At 71.1% G+C, this 22,324-nt stretch carries 17 protein-coding genes and 2 tRNA genes; 1 reads left to right on the forward strand and 18 read right to left on the reverse strand.

The window, feature by feature from the left end; translation table 11 throughout:
• Positions 1–24: 24 nt before the first annotated feature.
• The 3 genes from KV106_RS07035 to KV106_RS07045 all read right to left on the reverse strand — a co-directional run bounded on the left by KV106_RS07035 (position 25) and on the right by KV106_RS07045 (position 442).
• A tRNA-His gene (locus KV106_RS07035) sits at positions 25–98 on the reverse strand.
• A 25-nt stretch (positions 99–123) separates the two neighbouring features.
• A complete protein-coding gene (locus KV106_RS07040; protein WP_261208293.1) occupies positions 124–321 on the reverse strand; it encodes a short-chain dehydrogenase in 198 nt (65 codons plus the stop codon).
• A 45-nt stretch (positions 322–366) separates the two neighbouring features.
• Positions 367–442, reverse strand: a tRNA-Asp gene (locus KV106_RS07045).
• Between the two features lie 703 nt (positions 443–1,145).
• On the opposite strand from KV106_RS07045, the gene KV106_RS07050 reads away from it, so the two are divergent.
• Positions 1,146–1,544, forward strand: a complete 399-nt coding sequence (locus KV106_RS07050) for a hypothetical protein (RefSeq protein WP_057590605.1) — start codon at positions 1,146–1,148, stop codon at positions 1,542–1,544.
• A 10-nt stretch (positions 1,545–1,554) separates the two neighbouring features.
• On the opposite strand, the gene KV106_RS07055 is transcribed toward KV106_RS07050, so the two are convergent.
• The 15 genes from KV106_RS07055 to KV106_RS07125 form a co-directional block, all read right to left on the reverse strand.
• Positions 1,555–2,292, reverse strand: a complete 738-nt coding sequence (locus tag KV106_RS07055) for a M15 family metallopeptidase domain-containing protein (protein ID WP_172705669.1) — start codon at positions 2,290–2,292, stop codon at positions 1,555–1,557.
• A 129-nt stretch (positions 2,293–2,421) separates the two neighbouring features.
• Positions 2,422–8,508, reverse strand: a complete 6,087-nt coding sequence (locus tag KV106_RS07060; protein ID WP_261208296.1) for an FAD-dependent oxidoreductase — start codon at positions 8,506–8,508, stop codon at positions 2,422–2,424.
• A gap of 69 nt (positions 8,509–8,577) precedes the next feature.
• Positions 8,578–10,335 carry an ATP-binding response regulator gene (locus KV106_RS07065; RefSeq protein WP_057590608.1) on the reverse strand — a complete coding sequence of 586 codons (1,758 nt, stop codon included), beginning with the start codon at positions 10,333–10,335 and terminating at the stop codon, positions 8,578–8,580.
• A complete protein-coding gene (locus KV106_RS07070; protein WP_064262281.1) occupies positions 10,332–10,976 on the reverse strand; it encodes a response regulator in 645 nt (214 codons plus the stop codon). Before KV106_RS07070 ends, KV106_RS07065 begins: the two co-directional genes overlap by 4 nt.
• Before the next feature lie 117 nt (positions 10,977–11,093).
• A complete protein-coding gene (locus KV106_RS07075) occupies positions 11,094–11,540 on the reverse strand; it encodes an acyl-CoA thioesterase (protein WP_261208311.1) in 447 nt (148 codons plus the stop codon).
• 3 nt (positions 11,541–11,543) lie between these two features.
• On the reverse strand, positions 11,544–12,074 hold the full coding sequence (locus tag KV106_RS07080) for a MarR family winged helix-turn-helix transcriptional regulator (RefSeq protein WP_057590611.1): 531 nt from the start codon (positions 12,072–12,074) through the stop codon (positions 11,544–11,546).
• The gene (locus KV106_RS07085) at positions 12,071–12,850 is read right to left on the reverse strand and encodes an SDR family NAD(P)-dependent oxidoreductase (RefSeq protein ID WP_057590612.1); all 780 of its coding nucleotides are present in this window, start codon (positions 12,848–12,850) and stop codon (positions 12,071–12,073) included. The genes KV106_RS07080 and KV106_RS07085 overlap by 4 nt, the downstream gene beginning before the upstream one ends.
• A 62-nt stretch (positions 12,851–12,912) precedes the next feature.
• Positions 12,913–14,493, reverse strand: coding sequence for an ATP-dependent acyl-CoA ligase (locus tag KV106_RS07090; RefSeq protein WP_261208315.1), 1,581 nt, complete (start codon positions 14,491–14,493; stop codon positions 12,913–12,915).
• Positions 14,483–15,223 carry an ABC transporter ATP-binding protein gene (locus KV106_RS07095; protein WP_057590614.1) on the reverse strand — a complete coding sequence of 247 codons (741 nt, stop codon included), beginning with the start codon at positions 15,221–15,223 and terminating at the stop codon, positions 14,483–14,485. Before KV106_RS07095 ends, KV106_RS07090 begins: the two co-directional genes overlap by 11 nt.
• Entirely contained in the window at positions 15,220–17,004 is a 1,785-nt protein-coding gene (locus KV106_RS07100) for a branched-chain amino acid ABC transporter ATP-binding protein/permease (RefSeq protein ID WP_261208326.1), read from the reverse strand. The genes KV106_RS07095 and KV106_RS07100 overlap by 4 nt, the downstream gene beginning before the upstream one ends.
• The gene (locus KV106_RS07105; RefSeq protein ID WP_093348977.1) at positions 17,001–18,056 is read right to left on the reverse strand and encodes a branched-chain amino acid ABC transporter permease; all 1,056 of its coding nucleotides are present in this window, start codon (positions 18,054–18,056) and stop codon (positions 17,001–17,003) included. Before KV106_RS07105 ends, KV106_RS07100 begins: the two co-directional genes overlap by 4 nt.
• A gap of 75 nt (positions 18,057–18,131) precedes the next feature.
• On the reverse strand, positions 18,132–19,292 hold the full coding sequence (locus KV106_RS07110; protein ID WP_409976486.1) for an ABC transporter substrate-binding protein: 1,161 nt from the start codon (positions 19,290–19,292) through the stop codon (positions 18,132–18,134).
• Between the two features lie 47 nt (positions 19,293–19,339).
• On the reverse strand, positions 19,340–19,804 hold the full coding sequence (locus KV106_RS07115) for an aromatic-ring-hydroxylating dioxygenase subunit beta (RefSeq protein ID WP_261208339.1): 465 nt from the start codon (positions 19,802–19,804) through the stop codon (positions 19,340–19,342).
• Positions 19,801–21,132, reverse strand: a complete 1,332-nt coding sequence (locus tag KV106_RS07120; protein ID WP_261208350.1) for an aromatic ring-hydroxylating dioxygenase subunit alpha — start codon at positions 21,130–21,132, stop codon at positions 19,801–19,803. The genes KV106_RS07115 and KV106_RS07120 overlap by 4 nt, the downstream gene beginning before the upstream one ends.
• Positions 21,133–21,154: 22 nt before the next feature.
• On the reverse strand, positions 21,155–22,252 hold the full coding sequence (locus KV106_RS07125) for an ABC transporter substrate-binding protein (RefSeq protein ID WP_261208792.1): 1,098 nt from the start codon (positions 22,250–22,252) through the stop codon (positions 21,155–21,157).
• Positions 22,253–22,324: the final 72 nt, after the last annotated feature.

The following is a 22,324-nucleotide window of genomic DNA, read 5'->3' on the forward strand; positions in this document are numbered from 1 at the left end:
TGTCGAACGATGGTCGAAAAAGTCTGGGGTACACGAACGGAATCGAACCGTCGTCAGCGGGATCACAACCCGCAGCTCTGCCATTGAGCTACGCGCACCATGGAAAAACGAAAGAAGGATCCGCTACCACTCCCCGACTTCGCGCACACGCTGGTCGAGGTCGAGCTGATCGAGCCGCAGCTCGCGCAACGAGCCGGGCTCGCGCAGGACATCGGTCTTGCGACCGAAGCCCAGGCGCCGCGCCAGCGCGGACACGAAGGGCTTGCGCGCCGGCGCGGGATGCACGGCGATCATGCGGATGGGGCTGTTGCGCTTGCGCATGCGATGACTCCTTGTTGTATGGGTTGAGCGATGTGGTGACAGCATTGGCGTTCCGCAGGGGACTCGAACCCCTGGCTTCCTCCTGGACAGGGAGGCACTCTGGCCGCTGAGTTAGCGGAACGTGATCGAGGAAAAGGCGCTTTCCATTTCGGTTGTGTCCTCACGCGACAGGCCCCGCGCTCTCGCTCGAGGCCCCGTGCGACATCGCCGCACAGGAGTGGTCCACGCTCCTGCACATCCCGCCAGACCGTCCACGCGGCTCATCCTGGCGGTGTGGTGAAGGCACACCCGAAATGGCGAAGCTGCGCGCCGATCCAGTGACGGCTGCGCCTCGCGGCAAGTTGTCGAAGAACACCGGCGGCATCCGTGGACGCCACCGCCGCGGCACGATGGCCGCGAAAAAAAAAAAGGCCCGGAACCTTTCGGTGTCCGGGCCTCTGGTGAGAGAGCTTGGGAGGGCATGCGCCTAAGCGCAACCTCCACCCGGTGGCAGTCGACCCTCGAATGCATCAACGCGCGCTTTCGCGTGGTTCAGCGAATGCATGGCGTACGAGCGACCCAGGTTCGCGGCGGGCGACGGCAGGTCGAATCCTTTGCTGAAACCCGCGCGCACGAGCGCCCGGCCCGAGACGGGTCGAATGCTGGAGAGTTGGCGTGCGGTGTTCACGATGGGACCTTGGTGGAAGCTGTCGCGCTTTGAAAAGGGGTGGAGGGATCGGGCCTCTCGCGGCCTGGGCCTGCGAGTGCCTTGCACTGTAAAGAGTCTTTACGAGGGCGTCAACAACCGGGACAATCTTTTTTTGTCTTGTTGTTGTTTTTGAACAGTGCCCCAACTCACCGTCGCACGCCGCCGCAATGTGCTCGCGCTGCATCGCCGTTTTCTCGAGGCGTCCGTGGCCGCCGGCCTGCCCGCCAAGGGACTCGACCAGGCCTTCGCGCGGAAGATCGAGGTGTCGCCGAGCATGTGGAGCCAGATCAAGAGCGCGCGGCCGATCGGCGACAACCTCGCGCGGCAGATCGAGCGGCACTGCGAGGTCGAGGCCGGCTGGCTCGACCGGGAAGACCGGCCCTCCGAAGTGCCCGACGAGGCCGAGGAGCGCTTCGTCGCGATGGCGCGCGAAGCCTGGCGTGCCGCCAATGCCAAGGGCAAGCGCGAACTCGGCGGCTGGCTCAAGAAGAAGATCGCCGAAGACGCGGGGCCCGTCGCGGCGGACAAGAAGTGACGCCTCGAAGCTAGGCCGCAAGCGCCGTCTCCACCGCTGCCTCGTCGCCGTACTCCGACGGGTACATCCCCCGCAGCCACCACTCGACGCCACTCAGTTGCGCCTCGAGCGACAGGCCATCGAGGGCCAGGGCGCGCAACGCCCGCATCGAGCGGAAGCCGATCAGGCCGTCGATCCCGCCGATGTCGTACCCCAGGCGGATCAGGCCGCTCTGCAGGCGCGCCTCGTCGGCGTTGTGAACGAACAGGTCGTGCGGCAGGCCGGCCGCGAGGATGGCGCTGGCCGCCATCGCGAGGTACGGCGTCCTGAACGGGCCCGCGGGCCTCGACGCATGCTGCTCGTACACGCGCTGATGGCTGCCGCGGCATTCGAAGTGCCAGGCCTCGCTGAGCGCCGGGTCGGGCGTGCGATGGATCGGCACCACGCCGAAGCCGCGCGCCAGCGCCCAGAACTCGGCCAGCGGCATGCGCAGCGCACCGAGGTCGACGTCGAAGGCGCGGCCGGCCTCGTGCATGCCGTCGCCCGTGCACGCGCCGAGCGATGGCTGCCGGCCGGGCCCGGCGGCCCGGTCATGGAACAGGTCGGACAACAGCAGGCGCCCGCCGCGGCGCTCGACCTCCTTGCGGATCGCGGCGAGCGCGCGCCGCGTGTCGGGCGTGCACCAGGCCAGGGGCCGCGGCAGCGCGAGCCATTGGCCTGCCACCTTGTAGATCGAGGGCACATCGATCGAAACCAACCGTCCCGGCATGAGCGCTTTCTTTGATGACTGCAATGCGCCGCACGCGGGGCCCGCGCGGCCCTGTCACGGCATGCGGGGATTGGAGTTCATCGTCGCGCCGCGCGCATGCCCCAATTGGAGGAGAAACGCCGCGCGGCGCTACGAGAGGTCGACGCGCGGCCAGTCGAAGCGCTTCCTGGTCGCGCCCTCCTCGAGCACCAGCAGGTCGGTCGACAGCGCGGCCGACCAGCCCTCGGCGCATCGCTCGAAGCGCAGCAGGCCGTAGCCCGATCCACGCTGCGGCAGCTCGCCATCGATCGCCTCGAGCCGCAACGTGCGGCCGTCGGGCAATGACAGGTCCTCGTCGAGCCACAGATCGCCGGGCGAGCAGTTGGCGTACGGCAGGGGCGCGTAGAAGGCCGGCGCGAGCATCACCGCGCCGACGCGCACGCCATCCACCGTGACCGCGCCCGAGAAGCTCAGGTGGTAGTCGCCCGAGATGCAGGCGAAGCGCCCCGGCACCGCATCGGCCAGTCGGCCCAGCAGCTCGGCGCGTTCTGCCGGCGCGGCCTGCATCGAGTCCGGCGGGCCGGGGTTCGCGGGATCGCAGCCCGGCACCAGCCCCGGCAGCAGCACGCTGCCCGTGAGCAGGCAATGGAAGGCGTCGCTGTCGCGGCCCTCCTCCACCCAGGCGTGGAAGGCCGCGCGCGCCTCGTCCGACAGGGTGCGCACCGCGACCGGCTTGCCCGGCGCGCTGTGCCGGGCGGCCTTGCGCCAGCGTCGCGTGTCGGCCACGAAGAAGCGCACGCCGCCGCGCTCGTAGCGCGCGAAGCCGAAGCGACGCATGCTCTCGCTGCCGTGCATCAGCTGGTAGGCGGTCAACGCGTTCTGCGCGGCCTGCAGCGCATGTTGCTCGCGCAGGCGGCTGTAGCCGCGGCGCGCGAGATGCGGCTTGAACAGCGAGCGGGCCAGCGGGTAGTTGTCGGTGAACTCGTGGTCGTCCACCGTGCACACCGACGGCACCCGCGCCAGCAGTTGCTGCAAGGCGCGCCGCGTGAAGGCCCGCTGGTGCCGGTCGGTGTAGCGCTCGACGGGATTGGTCGAATCGATGATGCCGCCGGTCGCGTCGGCATAGATCTGGTCGCCGAGCATGAACAGCATCTCGGGGCCACCCGCTCCCAGCTTGCGCACGGTCTTCAACAAGCGCTCGAACGAGGCCGAGGCCGGTTCGCTGTCGAAGGAGAAGCCCGGGTAGCTGCAGCTGCCGATGGCGATGCAGAGCGCGCCCTCGCGCGCGGCCAGCATGCGCGGCCTGAGGCGGATCCAGCGGTGTTCCGCCAGCGGTGCATTGCGACGCTGGTGCGACAGCGAGGCGGGAAAGGGCCCGCGCCCCACCTCGCGCTCGCGCACCGCCGCTTCGGCCGCGAAGCGGATCGAGCCCTGCAACGCCATCAGCTCCGCCGCCTCCGCGGCGGCAGAGAACGCCACCGGCGGCCCTTCCACGACCTCATCGGGCAGCCGCTGCAGTGGCCGGCTCGCGGTCCGTGCATCGAGCGCCGGTGCGTGCGAGACGCACTCGATGCGCGCGCGCTCCCACGTCCCGCCCTCGGGCAGCGGAATGTTGCCGCAGGCCACGCGGATCGCGCTGCTGCCATCGGTGCGGCCCTGCGCGCTGCCGAGCACCCAGGGCCGCCGCGGCGGCGGCAGCAGGAAGCCGTCGCGCGCCACCATCGGCGCGGGAAAGTCGACGATCTCCAGCGGCACGCGATAGAGACGCGACCCCAGGTGCACGATGGCGCTGGCCGCCAGCCCGCGGCTGAGCAGCGCGTCGGCGGCGGTGTCGTCGACCACGAAGGCCACGCGCACGCCGCGCGACGGGCCCGGCGGCATGGCGCAGTACAGGGCCAGTTGCGGGTCGACGTCCATCGGCTCCATCGGCCCGACCCAGGGACCGGCGCGCGGAAAACGCACCTCGTGGTTCGGATGCGGGCTCGCCGGCGGGATGTCCTCGTCGACGCCGGGCGCGGCGACGGCCGGCCCATGTTCGCGCGATCCCCAGGCCTGGTTCAGCAAGGCCGCCAGCCGTTCGTAGGGACTGGCCTCGCCGTCGACGCGATCCATCGCCGCCTGGCCGATCAGCGGATCGAGGTGGCCATGGCCCGCGATCAGGTCGCACATGTGCGGCGGCTGCCCCTCGGTCGCCTTGCCGAACAGCGGCACCCAGTCGGGATGGATCTGCGCGAACTGCAGCGACGAGCGCAGCGCCCCTTCCTTGTCGAACAGCTCGTTCTCGCAGCCGTGCACGAAGCGGATCGGCAGCGCCATGTGGCGCGCGATCGCGCTGTCGTTGGCGTAGACGTTGAAGCCGTCCTCGCTGACCAGCCGCTCGTATTCGACGAAGCGCGCCGCATGCGCGAACACGCGCACCGAGGCGTTGCCGAACAGCTTGGGCAGTTCGCGGTGGGTTCGGGCGTTGAGGTTGCGGTGCTTGAACAGCTCGGCGTCGAGGAAGCGCACGCGCCTGCAGGTCGCGCAGTCGTCGTCGTGCGGCCGGCCCAGCGTGCCCTCGCCCGGGCAGTGCTCGCCGGGCGGCACCGGCAGCGCCGCGAACAGGCGGTCGACCAGCGATTCGACCAGCGACTCCACCGGCCCGCGCACCGCCAGCGGCACCGTGGTGCGGCCGGCCAGGTTGCGGATGAAGGCCGGCAGCCAGGTCTTGCCCTGCGAGGAGCGCGAACCGACCGTGAACAGGTGCGTCTGCGCGCTCACCAGGCCCGCGAGCTTCGGCAGCAGCGGACGCACGCCGGTGGCCGACACGTAGCCGGCGCTCTCGATCGGATAGGACAGCCGCCCCGCCAGCAGCGCCATCTGGAAGGCCGCCGCGCCGAGGCACTGGCCGAAGGCATGGAGCTGCAGCGGCAGCCCGGCTTCGGGTCCGACGACCCGGTCGCGCTCGTTGCGCAGCAGGTCGAGCACGAAATCGACCGCCTCCGGGATGTCGACCATCGCGACCTGGTCGGCGGTACCCGGCTCCTGCGAGGCCCGCGAACGCGGGCTCAGCCGGGTGTCGAGCACCCAGACCTCCCAGCCCAGGCCATACAGGTGCTCGGCGAAGTTCTGCGTCGTGCCCTTGAAGGTGAAGGTGTGGCCCGACATGCCGAAGGCATGGGTCAGCAGCACCGAGCGCGCGCGCCGCACGGGCACGCCGCACCACTGGCCGTCGAGGAACTCGGGCAGCCCGTCGGCGCCGGGCCGCCGGTAGCGCCACAGCCGAAGCTGCACGTTCTCCACGGCCTCGGTGCCGTCGTCGCTCGACGAGCGACCGCGCCGCACCCACAGCGAATGCGCCTGCGGATGGACGTCGCCCTGCGTGCCGCCGCAGGCCTCACCGCGCAGCTTCAGGTCCTCGCGGCTGGCGACGTCGACCAGCGGGCTGCCGCTATAGTCGGGCAGCCGGAAATCGAGCATGCGCGACTGCAGCGCGAAGCGCGCGAGCAGCGCCGGATAGGCCACCAGCGTGCCCATCGCCGAGCTGGCGTCGGCGCCGCCAAGCAGTTCGATCGGGGTGTCGCGCACCGCGCGCGCCACGTCGAACGCGAAGTGCGCTTTCGCCACACGGTTGCGCCACGGCGACCACCAGGGCGCCGGCCGGTCGTCGGCATCGAGCGTGATGACCGGGCAGGTGAGCTGGGTGAACAGGTCGGGCCGCAGGTCGGCCGGTACGGCCTTGCCCGGACGGTCGTCGGCCCACCGCCATTGCCACAGCCGCCGCGCGCCATGCCCCACGAGCTGCGGCCAGCTCGCGGCATAGACGATCTCCTTGGTGCCGCGCAGCCGCAGCCGCCGGACCGGATCGGGCCGAGGCACGCCGCCGGGGCGCAGCGTCAGCCCGAGGTCGTACTCCACATGCCGGATCTCGGTGGCGGCCCACCAGGCCCAGAACATGTTGCGGCTGCGCTCGAGCGTGATCTCGGTGTCGCCGCGCCGCCAGTCGAGGTAGCCGCGCAAGATGAACCAGGTCAGTACCGTGCGCGGCAGGCTGGCGATGCGCCGCAGGGTCGCGAGCGGACCGCCGGGCTCCACCGCGAGGATGGAGACCGCGCCGCCGCGGATCTTGTAGCTGACGAAGCGCTCGCTGGCCGGCCTGGCATCGGGGGCCGTGCCCTCGACCAGGGGTTCGAAGCGCAACAGCCCGCGCACGCCCGTGAAGCGATGCCGCGCATCGCTCCACAGCTGCTGCCAATCGAAGGTGTGCATGCTGACCACCATGTCGCAGTCGGCGGTCGGCGTGCCCAGCATGCGGCGCAGCGGACCCCGCAGCGGCAGCGCGCGGCACTCCAGCCGCTCGCGCGCGCGGGCCTCGACCCGCATCGGCCCGGGCCGCGACCAGCCCGCGGTGGAGCGCGGCAGGCCGCGCTGCGGCGCGGGCGTCGGCGTGGCGGTCGGGCCGGCCACGCGCAGCCCGGGCGCCAGGTGCGCCATCGCGCGTTCCGCCAGCGCGGTGATGGTCCACAGCGGATTGCAGCCCAGCGAGGTCGGGACGATCGAACCGTCGAGCACGTAGAGGCCGTGCCAGAGTTCGTTGTCGCCGCGCCAGACCCGCCCCAGGTGGTCGACCACGCCCGAGTCGTGGTTGTCGCCCATCGGGCAGCCGCCGAGCGGATGCACCGTCATCGCGAGCGCATCGGGCTTCGGCCCGGACAGCAAGGTCGCGGCGCCCGGCGGCAGCGCCTGCCAGGTCGGCAGGTGCAGGTGCACGCCGTCGCGCCTCGTGCCCGCATCGAACATGCGCTGCTGCGCGGCGTAGGTGGGCGCCTCCTGCGGCCGCGGCCAGTAGGGGGCGATGCCGTCCATCTCGGGCACCCAGACCGCCCGCCCCTGCGAGCTGTCGTGGCCCATCGCCAGCAGCAGCTGGCTGTGGGCGGCGAGCTCGGGCGAGGCGGCCAGCGGATCGATGCCGCGGCCGTGCGCGCGCGGCGATGGCGCGCGCGCGCCGATGTGGCGCAGGGTCCAGGCGATGGCCAGCATCTCCTCGTACAGGCGCGACAGCGGGCCGGGCACCGCGCCGTCCTGCAGCATCACGCGCTCCTGCAGCGGCGGCCGGTCGTCGCCGCTGCCGCGCAGGTCGAGCAGGGTCGTGATCGTCGGCCCCACGGGCCGGCCGGCCTGGGCCTCGGGGATCGCGCCGCGGCCCACGTTGTCCACCGGCGTCTTGAGGTCGGCGATCACGCTCACGCTGTCGCCGTTCGCGCTCACGCGCGTGCCCAGCGTGGGCGACAGCGTGAAATGCTCGTGCACCTTCTGCGAACGCATCAGCAGCTCGGTGCTGCCGAAGGTGCCGGCCGCGACCACCACCAGCGCGGCCTCGAAGCTGCGGCCGTGCTGCGTCACCAGGTCGGCCATGTTGCGCAGGTCGCGGCTGCGTTCGGTCTCCACCGCGGTGAAGCGCCAGCGGCCGGTCTTGCGCTGCGGCTCGAGGGCATAGACGGTGCAGCGGCTCACGAACTGCACGCCCAGCTCGCCGGCCTGCTTCAGGTAGGTGGTGGGCAGGGTGTGCTTGGCGCCGGGCGTGTTGCAGCCGGTGAAGCAGTCGCCGCAATGGCTGCAGCGCGCCGGGTCGATGGTCAGCGTTGCCGCGTGCACCCGTGGCGCGTGCTTGCGCAGCGTCTTGTCGCGCTGCAGCGTCTCGCAGAGCTTCGCCAGCGCCTGCGACTTGGGCAGCGGTTCGGCCTCGGCGCCGTCCGCGGTGCGGATCGAGAAGCGCGTGCCCTGCAGCTGTTCCCTGGCGCGCGCGAAGGCCGACGGCAGGCGCAGGCCGGGCCTGTCGTCGTCGAGCGCATGGCGGATCTGGGCCGGCCACGCGGGCTGGGCGAAGACGTCGTCGTCGGGCTGCACCAGCACGCCGGCATTGATCAGGCTGCCGCCGCCGAAACCGTTGGCCACCAGCGAAGCCATGCCCGGCCCGACGCGCCATTCGAACAGGCCGCAGGGGCTGCCCATCGGCCCCTGCGGGCCCTGGAAACGCAGGTACTTGGGCAGCTGGCCCACGTCGTTGGCGAACTCGCCCGGCAGGAACTCCGAGCCGCGCTCGAGCAGCACCACGCGCCGGCCGGCCTGCGCGAGCCGCAGCGCGGCCACGCTGCCGCCATAGCCCGAGCCGATCACGACGGCATCGAGCTGCAGCGGCTCGGGAGGCTTCCATTCGTCGAAGGGAATGGACAGCGGCTGCGCGGTGGGCGAGGACATGGGACGGCGGGAAACGGGAGAGAGGAAATCGTGGCCCGCCGACGGTGGACCTGGGGGGCGAATCCGGACTCAGAGCAAGGCGCGCACCTGCCTCGCGAGCTGGACTTCGTCCACCGGCTTGTGCATCAGCGGCCGGCCGGTGCGGGTCGCCTGCTCGATGCGCGCGGGGGCCGTGTCGCCCGTGATGAAGACGATCGGCAGGTCGGGCGCATCGCGGTTCAGCCGCGCCGCCGTGGAGATGCCGTCCTCGCCGCCGCGCAGGCGCAGGTCGCACAGGCACAGCTGCCAGTTGCCGGGCGGCCCGAGCGCGAGCGCGGCATGCAGGCCGTCGGCGGTGTCCACGTCGGCGCCCCAGGTCTGGAGCAGCGCGCTCAGGCTGTTGCTCACCATCTGCTCGTCGTCGATCACCAGCACGCGCCGGCCGCGCAGATCGGGCATCGGCACCGAGGGGCGCGGCCGCAGGTCGGATTCGTCGGGCGCGCGCGTGAACAGCGCGGGAATGGTCAGCGTGAACTTCGAGCCCTTGCCGGCCGCCGATTCCACCTTCACCTCGCCGCCGAGCATGTGGATCAGCCGGCGCACGATCGACAGCCCGAGGCCGAGGCCGCGGGCCCGATCGCGCTCCTGGTTGTCGACCTGGAAGAACTCCTCGAAGATCAGCGTCTGGTGTTCGGTCGCGATGCCCTGGCCGGTGTCTTCCACCTCGAAGCGGATCACGGGACCGACGATGTGGGCGCGGATCGCTATCAGGCCCGAGGTGGTGAACTTCACCGCATTGCCCACGATGTTGCGCAGCGCGCGCTCGAGCAGCACCGGGTCGGTCTGGGCCACGAAAGCGCCGCCCTCCACTTCCACCCGCACGTTGCGCCCGGCCAGCATGGCGCGCGCCTCGGTGCCCTGGCGCGCCAGCATCTGGCCGATGTCGACCGCCTGCGCGCGCGGCTGCACCGCGCCGGCATCGAGGCGCGACATGTCGAGCAGGTTGTCGAGCAAATCGCCCAGCACGCGGCTGGCCTCGGCGATGCTGCGCGCGATCTGGCGTTGCTCGTCGGTCTCGGCGTTGTGCGTCAGCACCGCCGTGTAGAGCGCGAGCGCCTGCGCCGGCTGGCGCAGGTCGTGGCTGGCATTGGCCAGGAAGCGCGACTTCGAGACGCTCGCCTCCTCGGCCACGTGGCGCGCCTCCTCGGCCTTGCCGCGCTCCTCCTCGGCGACCACGCGCATCCGCTCGGCCTGCTCGCGCTGCGCGTCGGCCTCGAAGCGGATCAGCACCGAGCGCTCGAACACGCTCGCCAGATAGGTCGAGAAGCGCGCCATCACCACCGCGTACATCAGCAGCGACAGCACCACCGCCCAGGCACGCGGACCGCCGTGCAGCCCCCAGCCCAGCGCCACCAGCGGCACGCCGACCAGCAGGAAGCACAGGTAGCCGCGCGCGAAGGAGGCATAGGTGGCGGCCCCGCCGGCCGCGGCGAGCAGCACGATCACGGTCAGCGCGAGCCGCGACTCGTCGGGCAGCACGCCGAAGAACATCACGGGCAGCAGCCCGATCCAGATGCCGTTGACCAGCGCGATGTAGAAGAACTTGCTCAGCGCCGCGGCGTCGCGCGGCTCGCGGTCGCTCAGCAGGCGCGCGCCCAGCCGCATGCGGTAGGCGTTGGCGCCGATGAACAGCGCCAGCCAGGCTCCGATCAGCACCCACGACACGTGCCGCGCGAGGATCGCAGAGACGAAGGAGCAGCCGACCAGCAAGCCGAGGACGGCGTTGCGCGACTGGGTCGCGAGCAACCCGACCTGCTCGGCGACCAGCGCCGCGGCCCGGTTCCTCATCCGGCTTCCATCGCGCGCCAGCCGAGGCGGGAGAGCTCGTACATGGCCTGGGTGCGGCTGTGGACGTCGAGGATCTCGAACACCACCTTCAGGTGCGACTTCACGGTGGTGTCGGAGATGTTGAGCTCGCGCGCGATCGCCTTGTTCGACTTGCCGTGGGCCAGGCGCAGCAGCACCTCTTCCTGGCGCGGCGACAGTCGCAGGCTCGCGAGCCGGTCGGCCGGCGAGGGCTCGTCGGTGCGCGGCGGCTCGAGGCACACCGGCGGCACGTAGATGCCGTCGTCGAGCACCACGCGCAGCGCCTGCATCATGGTCGCCGGGTCGAGCGACTTCTTGACGTAGCCCATGGCGCCGTCGTCGATCGCGCGGCGCACCGTGTTGGGGTCTTCGTTGGCCGACAGCACGACCACCGCCTGCTCGGGGAACTGGCCGCGGAACAGGTGCAGCGAGTCGAGCTCGCGCATGCCGGGCATCTCGAGGTCGAGCAGCACGATGTCGAAGGGGCCATGCGTGCGCATGGCCGCGATCGCATCGTGGATGTCGGCGGTCTGGTGCACGCCGATCTTGGGGTCGAGCGAGCGCAAAAGAAGTGCCACGCCCTCGCGCACGAGGCCGTGATCGTCAACCAGCAGAATTCTCATCAACCGTTCCCATTCAACTCCGCCTTATTTTCCCAGGCCCGGAATTGTGGAAGCAGTACGCTGGTAGTACAAGCCCGGGGGAACTCCTCCTTTAGAGGGATCGACATTCCCCGGGGCTTAAGAAGGCATCGCGCCCTTCAGGATCGCCGCGCGCAGGTCGGCCGGGATCTCGATTGCCTTGTGGGTTTCCAGCGAAGTGGTCACCAGCACCTGGCCGACCTGCATGCGCACTTCGCCCGACACCGGCTCGAAGCAGCGCAGCCGCAAGCTCAGGGAACGCGAACCGAGCCGCTCGACCGCCAACCCCAGCGCCACCCGGTCGCCCATGCGGCTCACGGCGCGGAAATCGGCCTCGAGCTTCACGGTCGGCAGGCCGACGCGACGGCCGGTGACCAGCGCGTCGTAGCCGATGCCGAGCTCCTCGTTGACCCAGTCCTCGACCAGCCCGTTGAGCATCACGAAGTACTGCGGGTAGAAGACGATGCCGGCCGGGTCGCAGTCCGAGAAGCGGATCAGCCGCGGCCGGCTGAATTCCGCGAAGCGCGGCGCGGGCGTCTCGGCCATGGCTCAGCCCTCCTCGCCCGCGGGTTCGCTGCGCATCACGTGCACGCGCAGCTCGCCGAGCTGGGCATGCATCTGTTTGATGGTCTTCATGTCCAGGCCCGAGAACATCTCGAGGATCCATTGCTCGTGCTCGCTCGCCATCGCCTCGAAGCCGGCGCGGCCCTTGGGCGTGAGGCTCACGATCCAGGCCCGGCGGTCCTCGGGGCTGGGCGCGCGCGCCACCACGCCCTCGCGCTCGAGCTCGTCGGTGAGGCCGGTGACGTTGCCGCCGGTCACCATCAGGTAGCGCGAGAGCACGCGCATCTTCAGCCCTTCCCTGTGACGGTAGAGCTGCGCCATGTAGTCGAAGCGCGCCAGCGAGATGCCGAAGCGCTCGCGCAGCCGGCGCCGGATCTCGGCCTCGATCTGGGTGGTGCTGGCCAGCATGCGCAGCCACAGCTTGAGGGCCGCATGGTCCTCGGTGCGCGCGCGCGCCTCGTGGCCCAATTCCTCGGCGTCGCTCAGCGCGGCATGCGAGGCATCGTTGTGCTTCATGTGACCTCCCCGCCCGAGACCGAGATCGACTGCCCGTTGACCGAGGCGGCGCCCTCGCCGCACAGCCAGCGCACCGCGTCGGCCACCTCCGAGGGCTGCACGATGCGGCGCTGCGGGTTCACGCTCGAGAACTCCGCCAGCGCATCGGCCTCGCTGCGGCCGGTCTTGCCGACCACGTTGGCGACGCTGTTGCGCAGGATGTCGGTGTCGGTGTAGCCCGGGCAGACCGCGTTCACCGTCACGCCCTTGCGCGCCACCTCGAGCGCCAGCGAGCGCGTCAGCCCGATCACCCCGTGCTTGGCCGCGGTGTAGGCCGCCACGTAGGCATAGCCCTTCTGCCCCGCGGTGCTCGCGATGTTGACGATGCGGCCCCAGCCGGCCTCGAGCATGTCGGGCAGCGCCGCCTGGGTGCACAGGAAGCTGCCCGTGAGGTTGACCGACAGCATGCGCTGCCAGAGCTCGACCGAAGTCTTGAGGAAGGGCGCGCTCTCGGCCGCGCCCGCGTTGTTGACCAGGATCGCGAGCGGCCCGAGCGCGGCGCGCGCCTGCGCGAAGGCCTGCTGCACGGCCGCCGGGTCCGCCACGTCGGCCGCCACCACGCGGTGCGAGGCGGCGGCGGGCAGCGTGTCGGCCACGCGCTGCAGCGCCTCGCGGTCGCGCCCCAGCAGCGTGAGCACCGCGCCCTCGGCCGCGAGGGTGCGCGCGATCTCGGCGCCGATGCCGCGCGCGGCACCGGTGACCAGGGCGTGGCGGCCGGAAAGAGAATTTGCTTGCATGGCAATAATATTTAGTCCTAAACCATTCTAGCGTTTTGCGGCCCTGGACATCGGCCACAGGCCTAGGTACGCCGCGCCGGCTGCCGGTCCCAGGTGCCGGGCGTCACGCCGCGCTCGCGCAGCTTGTACTTCTGGACCTTGCCGTTCTCGGTGCGCGGCAGGTCCTCGAGGATGTCGATGTAGCGCGGCACCGCGAAGTACGGCAGCCGCGCCTCGCAGAAGGCCGCGAGCTCGGCGGGTTCCACCGCCGTGCCGGGGCGCGCGATCAGCGCCGCCATCACCTCGTCCTCGGCCAGTTCCGAGCGCACCGGGTAGACCGCCACCGCCGCCACGCCCGGATGGCTCAGCAGCACCTGCTCGACCTCGAAGGAGGAGATGTTCTCGCCGCGCCGGCGGATGGCGTCCTTGAGCCGGTCGACGAAGCGGAAGGCGCCGTCGGCATCGCGCACCACGCGGTCGCCGGTGTGGAACCACAGGTTGCGCCAGGCCTCGACGGTCTTGGCCGGCATGTTGAAGTAGCCGCTCGCGAAGGCATGGGGCTCGCTCGCTCGCAGCAGCAGCTCGCCGGCCTCGCCGTCGGGCAGTTCCACGTCGTGCGCGTCGGCCACGCGCGCCTCGAAGCCCGGGCGCACCCAGCCCATCACGCCGCCGCGCGGCGAATCGGGCGCGGTGCTGATGACGAAGTTGGTCTCGGTCGAGCCGTAGCCCTCGAGCAGCCGCACGCCCGTGCGCGCCAGGAAGCTCTGCATCGCATGCGCCGGCACGCCAGGGCCCAGGCCCACGCGCACCCGGTGCGCGCGCTCGCCCGGCCCCTCGGGCTGGGCCAGCAATATCGGCACCATCGCGCCCAGCAGGTAGACCACCGTGGCCTCGTGGGCGCGCATCGCCTCCCAGAAGCCCGAGGCCGAGAAGCGCGCCTCGAACACCACCCGGCAGCCGGTGATCGCGGCCTGCGCGAAGGTGTTGAGCGCATTGATGTGGAACAGCGGCAAGGTGGTGCACAGCACGTCGTCGGCGCCCACGCCGAGCACGGCCGCGCTGTTCACGCCCCACCAGTAGTACTGCGCATGCGGGCAGGTCACGCCCTTGGCCGGGCCGGTGGTGCCCGAGGTGTAGAGGATCGCGAGCGTGTCGCCCGGCTGCACCTCGGCCGCGGCGATCGCCTCGCCATCGGCCGGCCAGGCCTTGACCTCCACGCCCTCGAGCGCGATCTCGCCCTCGCCGATCACCCACACCGTGCGCAGCGCGGTGCGCGCGAGGTCGACGCCGGCCAGCCGGTCGAGGAAGGCGCTCTCGATCACCAGCAGCCGCGCCGCGCTGTCGGCCAGGAAGTACTCGATCTGCGGCGCCATCGAGGCGGTGTTGATCGGCACCATCGCTGCACCCAGCCAGCCGCAGCCGCCCAGCGTCTCGAGCACCTCGAGCCGGTTGCCGCTCATCAGCGCCACGCGATCGCCGCGCGCCACGCCCGCCGCGGCCAGCGCGCCGGCGCGCGATGCGGCGGCCGCGCGCGCATCGGCATGTGCCCATTGCCGTCCGGCGATCGACAGCAGCGGCTTGTCGCCGAACAGCGCCGCCTGCCGCTCGAGCATCGCCGGCAAGGTGCGGCGCGCGGGCGGCAGCGGGTCCGGCTCAGTCCTCATCGTGCGTGCCCCCGCCGAGGTAGGTGGCCTGCACGCGCGGATCGCAGGCCAGGTCCTGCGAGGCGCCATCGAGCGCGATCTCGCCCGTTTCCAGCACGTAGCCGTGGTCGGAGGATTCGAGCGCCGCGCGCGCGTTCTGCTCCACCAGCAGGATCGACACGCCGTCCTCGCGCAGCTTGCGCACGATCGCGAGGATGTCGCGCACGATCAACGGCGCCAGCCCGAGGCTGGGCTCGTCGAGCATCAGCAGGCGCGGCGAGGACATCAGCGCGCGCCCCACGGCCAGCATCTGGCGCTCGCCGCCCGAGAGCGTGTCGGCGCGCTGCGCGCGGCGCTCGGCCAGCCGCGGGAAGCGGTCGTACACGCCCTGCAGCCGGCTCTTGAGCACGCTGCCGCGCAGCCGGCGCGAGAAGGCGCCGAGCTGCAGGTTGTCGAGCACCGAGAGCTCGCCGAACAGCTCGCGCTTCTCGGGCACCAGGCACAGGCCGCGCTCCACGCGCGCCTCCACGTCCAGGCCGTGCAGGTCCTCGCCCTCGAAGCGCAGCACGCCCTTCGAGGGCAAGAGGCCCATCGCGGCCGCGAGCAGCGTGGTCTTGCCGGCGCCGTTGGGGCCGATCACCGAGACGATCTGGCCCGGTTGCATCGCGAGCGACACGCCGCGCACCGCATCGACCTGGCCATAGGACACATGCAGGTCGCCGATCTCCAGCATCGGGGTCGTCGTGCTCATGCCACGCTCCCCAGGTACGCCGCCTGCACCCGCTCGTCGGCACGCACCGCGGCCGGCGCGCCCTCCACCAGCTTGGCGCCGAAGTTCATCACCACCAGGCGGTCCACGAGTTTCATCACGAAGTCCATGTCGTGTTCGACGATCAGAATGGTCACGCCCTCGTCGCGCAGCTTGCGCAGCAGCTCGCCCAGGGCCATCTTCTCCTTGCGGCGCAGGCCGGCCGCGGGCTCGTCGAGCACCAGCAGCACCGGGTCGGCCGCGAGCGCGCGCGCGATCTCGAGGATGCGCTGCGTGCCCAGCGGCAGGCTGCCCGCGAGCTCGTGCGCGCGATCGCCCAGGCCGATGCGCTCGAGCTGGCGCTGCGCCTCCTGCAGGATCTGCCGCTCCTCGGCGCGATCGAGCCGCAGCCCAGCGCGCAGCACGCCCGAGCGCGTGCGCGAGTGCGCGCCCAGCGCCACGTTGTCGAGCAGGCTCATCTGCGGGCGCAGCTTCACGTGCTGGAAGGTGCGCGCCAGCCCGAGCCGCGCCACCTCGCGCTGCGGCATGCCGGCGATGTCCTGGCCCAGGAAGCGCACGCTGCCCGAACTCATGGGCAGGGTGCAGGTCAGCAGGTTGAACATGGTCGACTTGCCCGCGCCGTTGGGCCCGATCAGGCCCACGATCTCGCCAGCCGCCACGTCGAAGCTCACGTCGTTGACCGCCACCAGCCCGCCGAAGCGCTTGACCGCGCCCTGCACCGAGAGGATCGGCGTGCCGCGCGCCGGCAGCGCGCGATGCGGCAGCGGCTCGACGGCCGCCAGCGGCGCCGCGGATGGGCGTACCGCTCCCGGGCCCTTGCGCGCGCGCAGCCGCCGCACGAAGCCCATCAGCCCGCCGCGCGCGAAGTGCAGCAATGCGATGAACAAGACCGCGAAGGCCACCGCCTCGAGCTGGCCGGCGCGTTGGGTGATCAGCGGCAGCACGTCCTGCAGCCCGTTCTTGAGCACCAGCACCAGGCCCGCGCCCACCAGCGCACCGACCAGGCTGCCGAGCCCGCCGGCCACCGCCATCAATAGGTACTCGATGCTCGCGCGCACGTCGAAGGGCGAGGGACTCACGAAACGGTTCATGTGCGCATAGAGCCAGCCCGCGAGCCCGGCGAACAGCGCCGCCGTCACGAACAGCGACAGCCGCACGCGGTAGGCGTCGGCGCCCACGCTCGCCAGCAGGGTTGCGCCGCCGCGCAGGCTGCGGATCGCGCGGCCCGGGCGCGAGCGCAGCAGGTTGTGGCTGAACAGGAAGGCCAGCCCGACGATCGCCCAGATCAGGTAGTACATGGCGCGCGGATCGGCCAGCGACCAGCCGCCGATGAACAGCGGCGGGATGTTCGACAGCCCGGTGTGGCGCCCCAGCGCGTCGACGTTGCCGAACAGCATGGCGATCGACAGGCCCCAGGCGATGGTCGACAGCGGCAGGAAGTGCCCGCCCAGGCGCAGCGTGAGCAGCCCGATGGCCAGCGCCGAGAGGCCGGTCAGCAGCAGCGCGAACAGCAGGCCGATCCAGGGCGAGTAACCCTGCGTGGTGCTGAGCCAGGCCGTGGCATAGGCCGCGATGCCGACGAAGGCCGCCTGCCCGAAGGAGGTGGCGCCGCCCACGCCCGTGAGCAGCACCAGCCCCAGCGCGACCAGCGCGCCGATGCCGATGTCGTTGAGCAGCGAGACGGTGAAGCTGCCGAACAGCGCCGGCACCACGGCCAGCGCGGCGATCACCACGGCGCAGAGGATCAGGGGACGGCGGTTCATTGGTCCACCTCCTCTTCTTCCTCTTCCACGTGCCGCGCCATGAACGAGCGCAGCATCAGCACCGGGATCAGCAGGCTGAACACGATCACGTCCTTGAGCGCGCCGCTCCAGAACGAGGCGAAGCTCTCGACCACGCCGACGGCCAACGCGCCGATGGCGGTCATGGGGTAGCTCACGAGGCCGCCGATGATGGCGGCCACGAAGGCCTTCAGGCCGATGATGAAGCCCGAGTCGTAGTACATGGTGGTCACCGGCGCGATCAGCACGCCGATCAGCCCCGCCAGCAGCGAGGCGCAGCCGTAGGCCAAGAGCGCGGTGCGCGCGGGCCGGATGCCGACCAGCCGCGCGCCGACGCGGTTGACGGCGGTGGCGCGTAGCGCCTTGCCCATCACGGTGCGTTCGAACACCAGGAAGAACAGGCCGCTGAGCACGATCGCCGAGCTCACCATCAGGATCACCTGGCCGCTGACGGTGAAGCCGTCGCCCAGCGTGAGCGTGCCCGAGGCCAGCGGGCTGGTGCGCGAGCCTTCCGGCCCGAAGAACAGCAGCCCCAGGCCCGACAGCAGGAAGTGCAGCGCGAGCGAGACGATCAGCAGCACCAGCACCGAGGCATCGGCGATCGGCTGGAACACGACGCGCGCCAGCAGCGGCGCCACCGGCACCACCAGCAGCACCGACACCGCGAGCTGCACCGGCGCCGGCACGCCGGCGCTCGCCGCGGCCCAGGCGATGGCGCAGGGCACCAGCGGCAGCACGCCCCAGGCCAGCACGGCCTTCGGAATGCGCCGCGCCTCGCCGCGCCGGATCAGGCTGCCGACCTCGGTCAGCACGGCCAGCGCCGCGAGCACGGCCACCAGGCCGATGGTCGGCGGCAGCTTGCCGGTCTCGAAGGCCGCCAGCGTCAGCGCGGCGAAGGCCGCGATGTCGCCGAAGGGCACGAAGACCACCCGGGTCACCGAGAAGATCAACACCAGGCCGAGACCGGCCAGCAGGTAGATGGCCCCGTTGGCCAGCCCGTCGATGCCCAGGATGAGGGCCACGTCCCAGGTCATTGCACAGTCCTTCGCTTCGTCATCGCTCTCGCTTCTCGCTTGCTTTGGGTGGATGGAGGATGGAGGACGCCGCGCTCAAGGCGCCAGCTTCCACTGGCCCTTGTCGAGCTTCACGATCACGCGCGCGCGCTGGTCCACGCCGTAGAGATCGCCGGGCTTGAAGTTGTAGACGCCGTGCGTGCCCACGACCTCCTTGGTGCTGAAGATCGCGTCGCGCAGCGCGACCCGGAACTCGGGCGTACCGGCCTCGGCCTTCGTGAGCGCGCGCGCCGCCGCATCGGCGAACACCAGGTAGCCGTCGAAGGAATAGGCCGAGAAGGCGTCGCTGGTGGGCGCGTTGTTGACCTTCTGGAAGATGCTGCGGAACTCCAGGCCGATCTTGCGCGTGGGATGGTCGGCCGGCAGCTGCTCGGCGACGATGATCGGGCCGGTGGGCATCAGCGCGTCCTGGCCGGCGGCCCCGACCACGCGCACGAAGTCGGGGTTGATCAGGCCGTGCTGGCCGTACACCTTGCCCTTGAAGCCGCGCTCCTGCAGCGCGAGAAAGGGCAGCGCGCCCGGCGTGCCGGCGCCGCCGGTCATCACGGCCTCGGGCTTCATCGCGAGCAGCTTCAGCACCTGGCCCGTGACCGAGGCGTCGGCGCGCGCATAGCGCTCGTTGCCCAGCACCTGGATGCCGGCGGCCGGCGCGGCCTTCATCAGCGCGTTGTAGACCAGGTCGCCCCAGGCGTCGGAGAAGCCGATGTAGCCGACCGACTTCACGCCGTCCTTCTTCATGCGCTCGACCACCGCGTCGATCATCAGCTGCGTGGGTTGCGCCACCGTCATCACCCAGCCGTTCTCGGCCGGGTCGAGCAGAATCGGCGTGAGCCCGATCATCGGCACCTTGGCATCGCGCCCGACCTGCGCCATGGCGATCGCGGCCGGCACGCCCGAGGTGCCCATCAGCACGTCGACCTTCTCCTCGTCCACCAGCTTGCGCGCATTGCGGCCCGCGGTGGTCGGGTCGGAGCCGTCGTCGAGCACGATCAGCTGCACCTTGCGGCCGTTGATCTCGCCCTTGTAGGCCAGCGCGGCCTGCATGCCCTTGGCATAGGGCACGCCCAGCGAGGAGTTCGGGCCCGACAGCGACACGCTCAGGCCGACCTTGAGGTCGGCCGCGAAGGCGGCGGCGCCGAGGCCGGCGGCCAGCGCGAGCACGGCGGCGTGGCGAAGGGACTGCATCAAGCGGGTCATGTCGAAGCTCCTGGAGGAAAGGGTGGGGAGTGGAACGAGGGAGGGAACTAGATGAAAAGCTGGATGGCCGGCAATGCCTGGCCCGGGTTGAGCAGGTCGACGCGCTTCTCGCGGATGCGCCAGCCGTCTTCGATGCGCACCAGCCGATGGCGGTAGCTGCCGGCGAGCAGCACCTGCGATTCGCCCCGCGCCTCGATGTAGATGAAGGGAGTGCGCAGCACGGCCTCGCCGTCTTCGCCGGCCTCCGGCACCGAGCGCTGCAGCACGTGCTGGCAATGGCTCGCGGGATGCTGCGAATGCGCGCGCGGGTTCTTCAGCCGGTCGACGCGCAGTTGCAGCAGCAGCCGGTCCTCGCAGGCGATGGCGTTGTGGCTGCGCGGATCGGCCTGCGCCGCGCCGAGCAGCGGCACCCAGTAGAGGCATTCGACGTCGTACAGCGCGAGCCAGTCGTCGAAGCGGCGCGCGTCGAGCAGCGCGGCCTCTCGCACCACGAGGTCGATGGCGTCGTTCATGCACCCTCCCCCTGCTCGCCCATGAACTTCGCCCAGGCGCGGAACTGGTTGCGCATCAGCAGTTCGTTGGTGCCGTTGGTCTCGGCCGTTCCCCGCGCGAGTTCGGCCGGGTCGAAGTCGCGGTGCAGGCTCACCCACTCGTTGCCTTCGCCGCGCAGGCCCTTCTGCATGCTCTCGAACAGGTGCACGTCGTCGTGCGCCACCACCGACATCGGCGAGAACACGAGCCGGTTGTAGTTCATCGAGCGCTCCAGCAGCAGCTCGGGCGCGCCCTCGGCGCGGAAGCTCCAGGCCTCGATCAGCGTGCGGTCGGCCGCGAGCGGGCGGATCACGCGGATCGCCTGCGGCGAGCCCTTGACCGAGAGGCTCGGGAACAGCACCGAGTTCTGCGGCGAGCGCTGCAGGATCTCGGTAGCGCGTTCCTCGCCGTGCGCGGCGCGCATCGCGGCCTCGTAGCCCGGCAGCTGCGCGTAGTTCGAATGGATGCTGAAGTGGATGCCCAGCACGCTGTGGCCATTGGGATAGACGCGACCGCCCATGCGGTCGAAGAAGTCGTAGCCCGCGCCGAAGGGCAGGATCTGCTCCATCGCCATCGGTTTGGCCGCCTCGGGCTCGGCCGCCGTGATGCCGGCCCACAGGCCCTCGGCAGCGGCGGTGGCCGATTCGTGCGTCGACATCGGATGCACCGTGTCGTTGATGTTCTCGAGGTACATCTTCCAGTTGCAGTGGACGATGTTGCGCAACACGCCGCCGGCCACCGTGAGCCGGCCCTCGGGCGAGCGGTCGACCATGTTGTCGATGGCGTGCAGCACGCCGCCGAAATAGTCCTCGAAGCTCGGGCCTTGCGGCGACAGGCGCACGAACACGAAGTCGCGGTAGACCGCGAGGCCCGCCACGGGCGACAGGCCGCGCCCCGACTCGCATTGCGCCAGGCCGGTGTTCTCGTAGCCCGACTTCAGCGGCAGCGCGAGCGGCGCGCCGTCGAGCTTGTAGGTCCAGGCGTGGTACGGGCAGCGAAAGAACTTGCCCGCGTTGCCGCGCTCGTCGCTCACGAGCTGGCTGCCCTTGTGGGCGCAGCGGTTGTAGAACACCCGCAGCGCGCCATCGGCCTGCCGCACCATCACCAGCGGCCGGCCCGCGAGTTCGAGCGTGCGGTAGTCGCCGGCCTTGGGCACCTCGCTCGCATGGCCCGCGAACAGCCAGGTGCGCGCGAAGAAGCGCTCCTGCTCGAGCGCGAACAGCTCCTCGCTCAGGTAGACGTCGCGGTGCACGCGCCGGTCCTCGACCAGCGCGCGGATCGCCTCGGGGTGTTCGCGGTAGCGGCTCATGGGGTGCTTCGGATGCGGGCGCTCAGGGCACCAGCTTCCACTGGCCCTTTTCCATGCGCACGATCACCACCGCGCGCTCGTCCGAGCCGTAGCGGTTGTCGGGCTTGAAGTTGTAGATGCCGTGCGTGCCGACCAGCTCCCTGGTGCTGTTGATCGCATCGCGCAGCGACGTGCGGTAGGCCGGCGTGCCCGGCTCGCCCTTGGCGCGCGCCGCGGCGCTGGCCAGCAGCAGGTAGGCGTCGTAGGTGTACGAGGAGAAGGCATCGACCGGCGCCGCGCCGTGCGCCTTCTGGTAGGCCGCGCGGAAGTCCATCGACACCTTGCGGATCGGGTTGGCCGCATCGAGCTGCTCAGCCACCAGCACCGGGCCGCTGGGCACCTGCAGGCCTTCGATGGACTTTCCGCCCACGCGCACGAAGTCGGCGTTGATCAGGCCGTGCGTGCCGTAGATCTGGCCCTTGTAGCCGCGCTCGGCCAGCGCCAGGTAGGGCAGCGCGCCGGGCGTGCCCGAGTTGCCCGCGAACACGGCGTCGGGCCTGGCCGCCACGATCTTGAGCACCTGCCCGGCCACCGAGGAGTCGCTGCGTGCATAGCGCTCGTTCGCCACCACCTTGATGCCCGCGGCGGCCGCGCTCTTCATCAGCGAGTCGTAGGCGAGGTCGCCGAGCGCGTCGGAGAAGCCGATGAAGGCCACCGACTTCACGCCGGCCTGCTGCATGCGCTTGACCACCGCCGCCACCATCAGCTCGAAGGGCTGCGAGACCGACACCGTCCAGACGTTCTCCGGCCCCGGCAGCGACACCGGCGTGGGCGAGATCAGCGGCGTGCCGAGCTCGCGCGCCACCGCCGCGATCGCCATCGCGCCGGGCACGCCCGAGGTGCCGATCAGCACGTCGACCTTGTCCTCGGTCACCAGCTTGCGCGCGTTGCGCCCGGCGGTGGTGGGATCGGAGGCGTCGTCGAGCACGATCAGCTCGACCTTGTGGCCGGCAATGGTCGGCTGCTGTGCGAGCGCGGCGCGGATGCCCTTCTCGTAGGGAATGCCGAGCGCCGAGACCGGGCCCGAGAGCGAGCTGATGACGCCGACCTTGAGGTCGGCGGCGGCGGCGCCGGCGACCATGCAGGCGGCCAGCACGGCGGTGGCCAGGCGGGGGAAGAGATGGGTCACGGGGGTGGTCCTTTCTGGGGGCGG

This window comes from Variovorax endophyticus (assembly GCF_025376855.1).
GTDB lineage: Bacteria > Pseudomonadota > Gammaproteobacteria > Burkholderiales > Burkholderiaceae_C > Variovorax.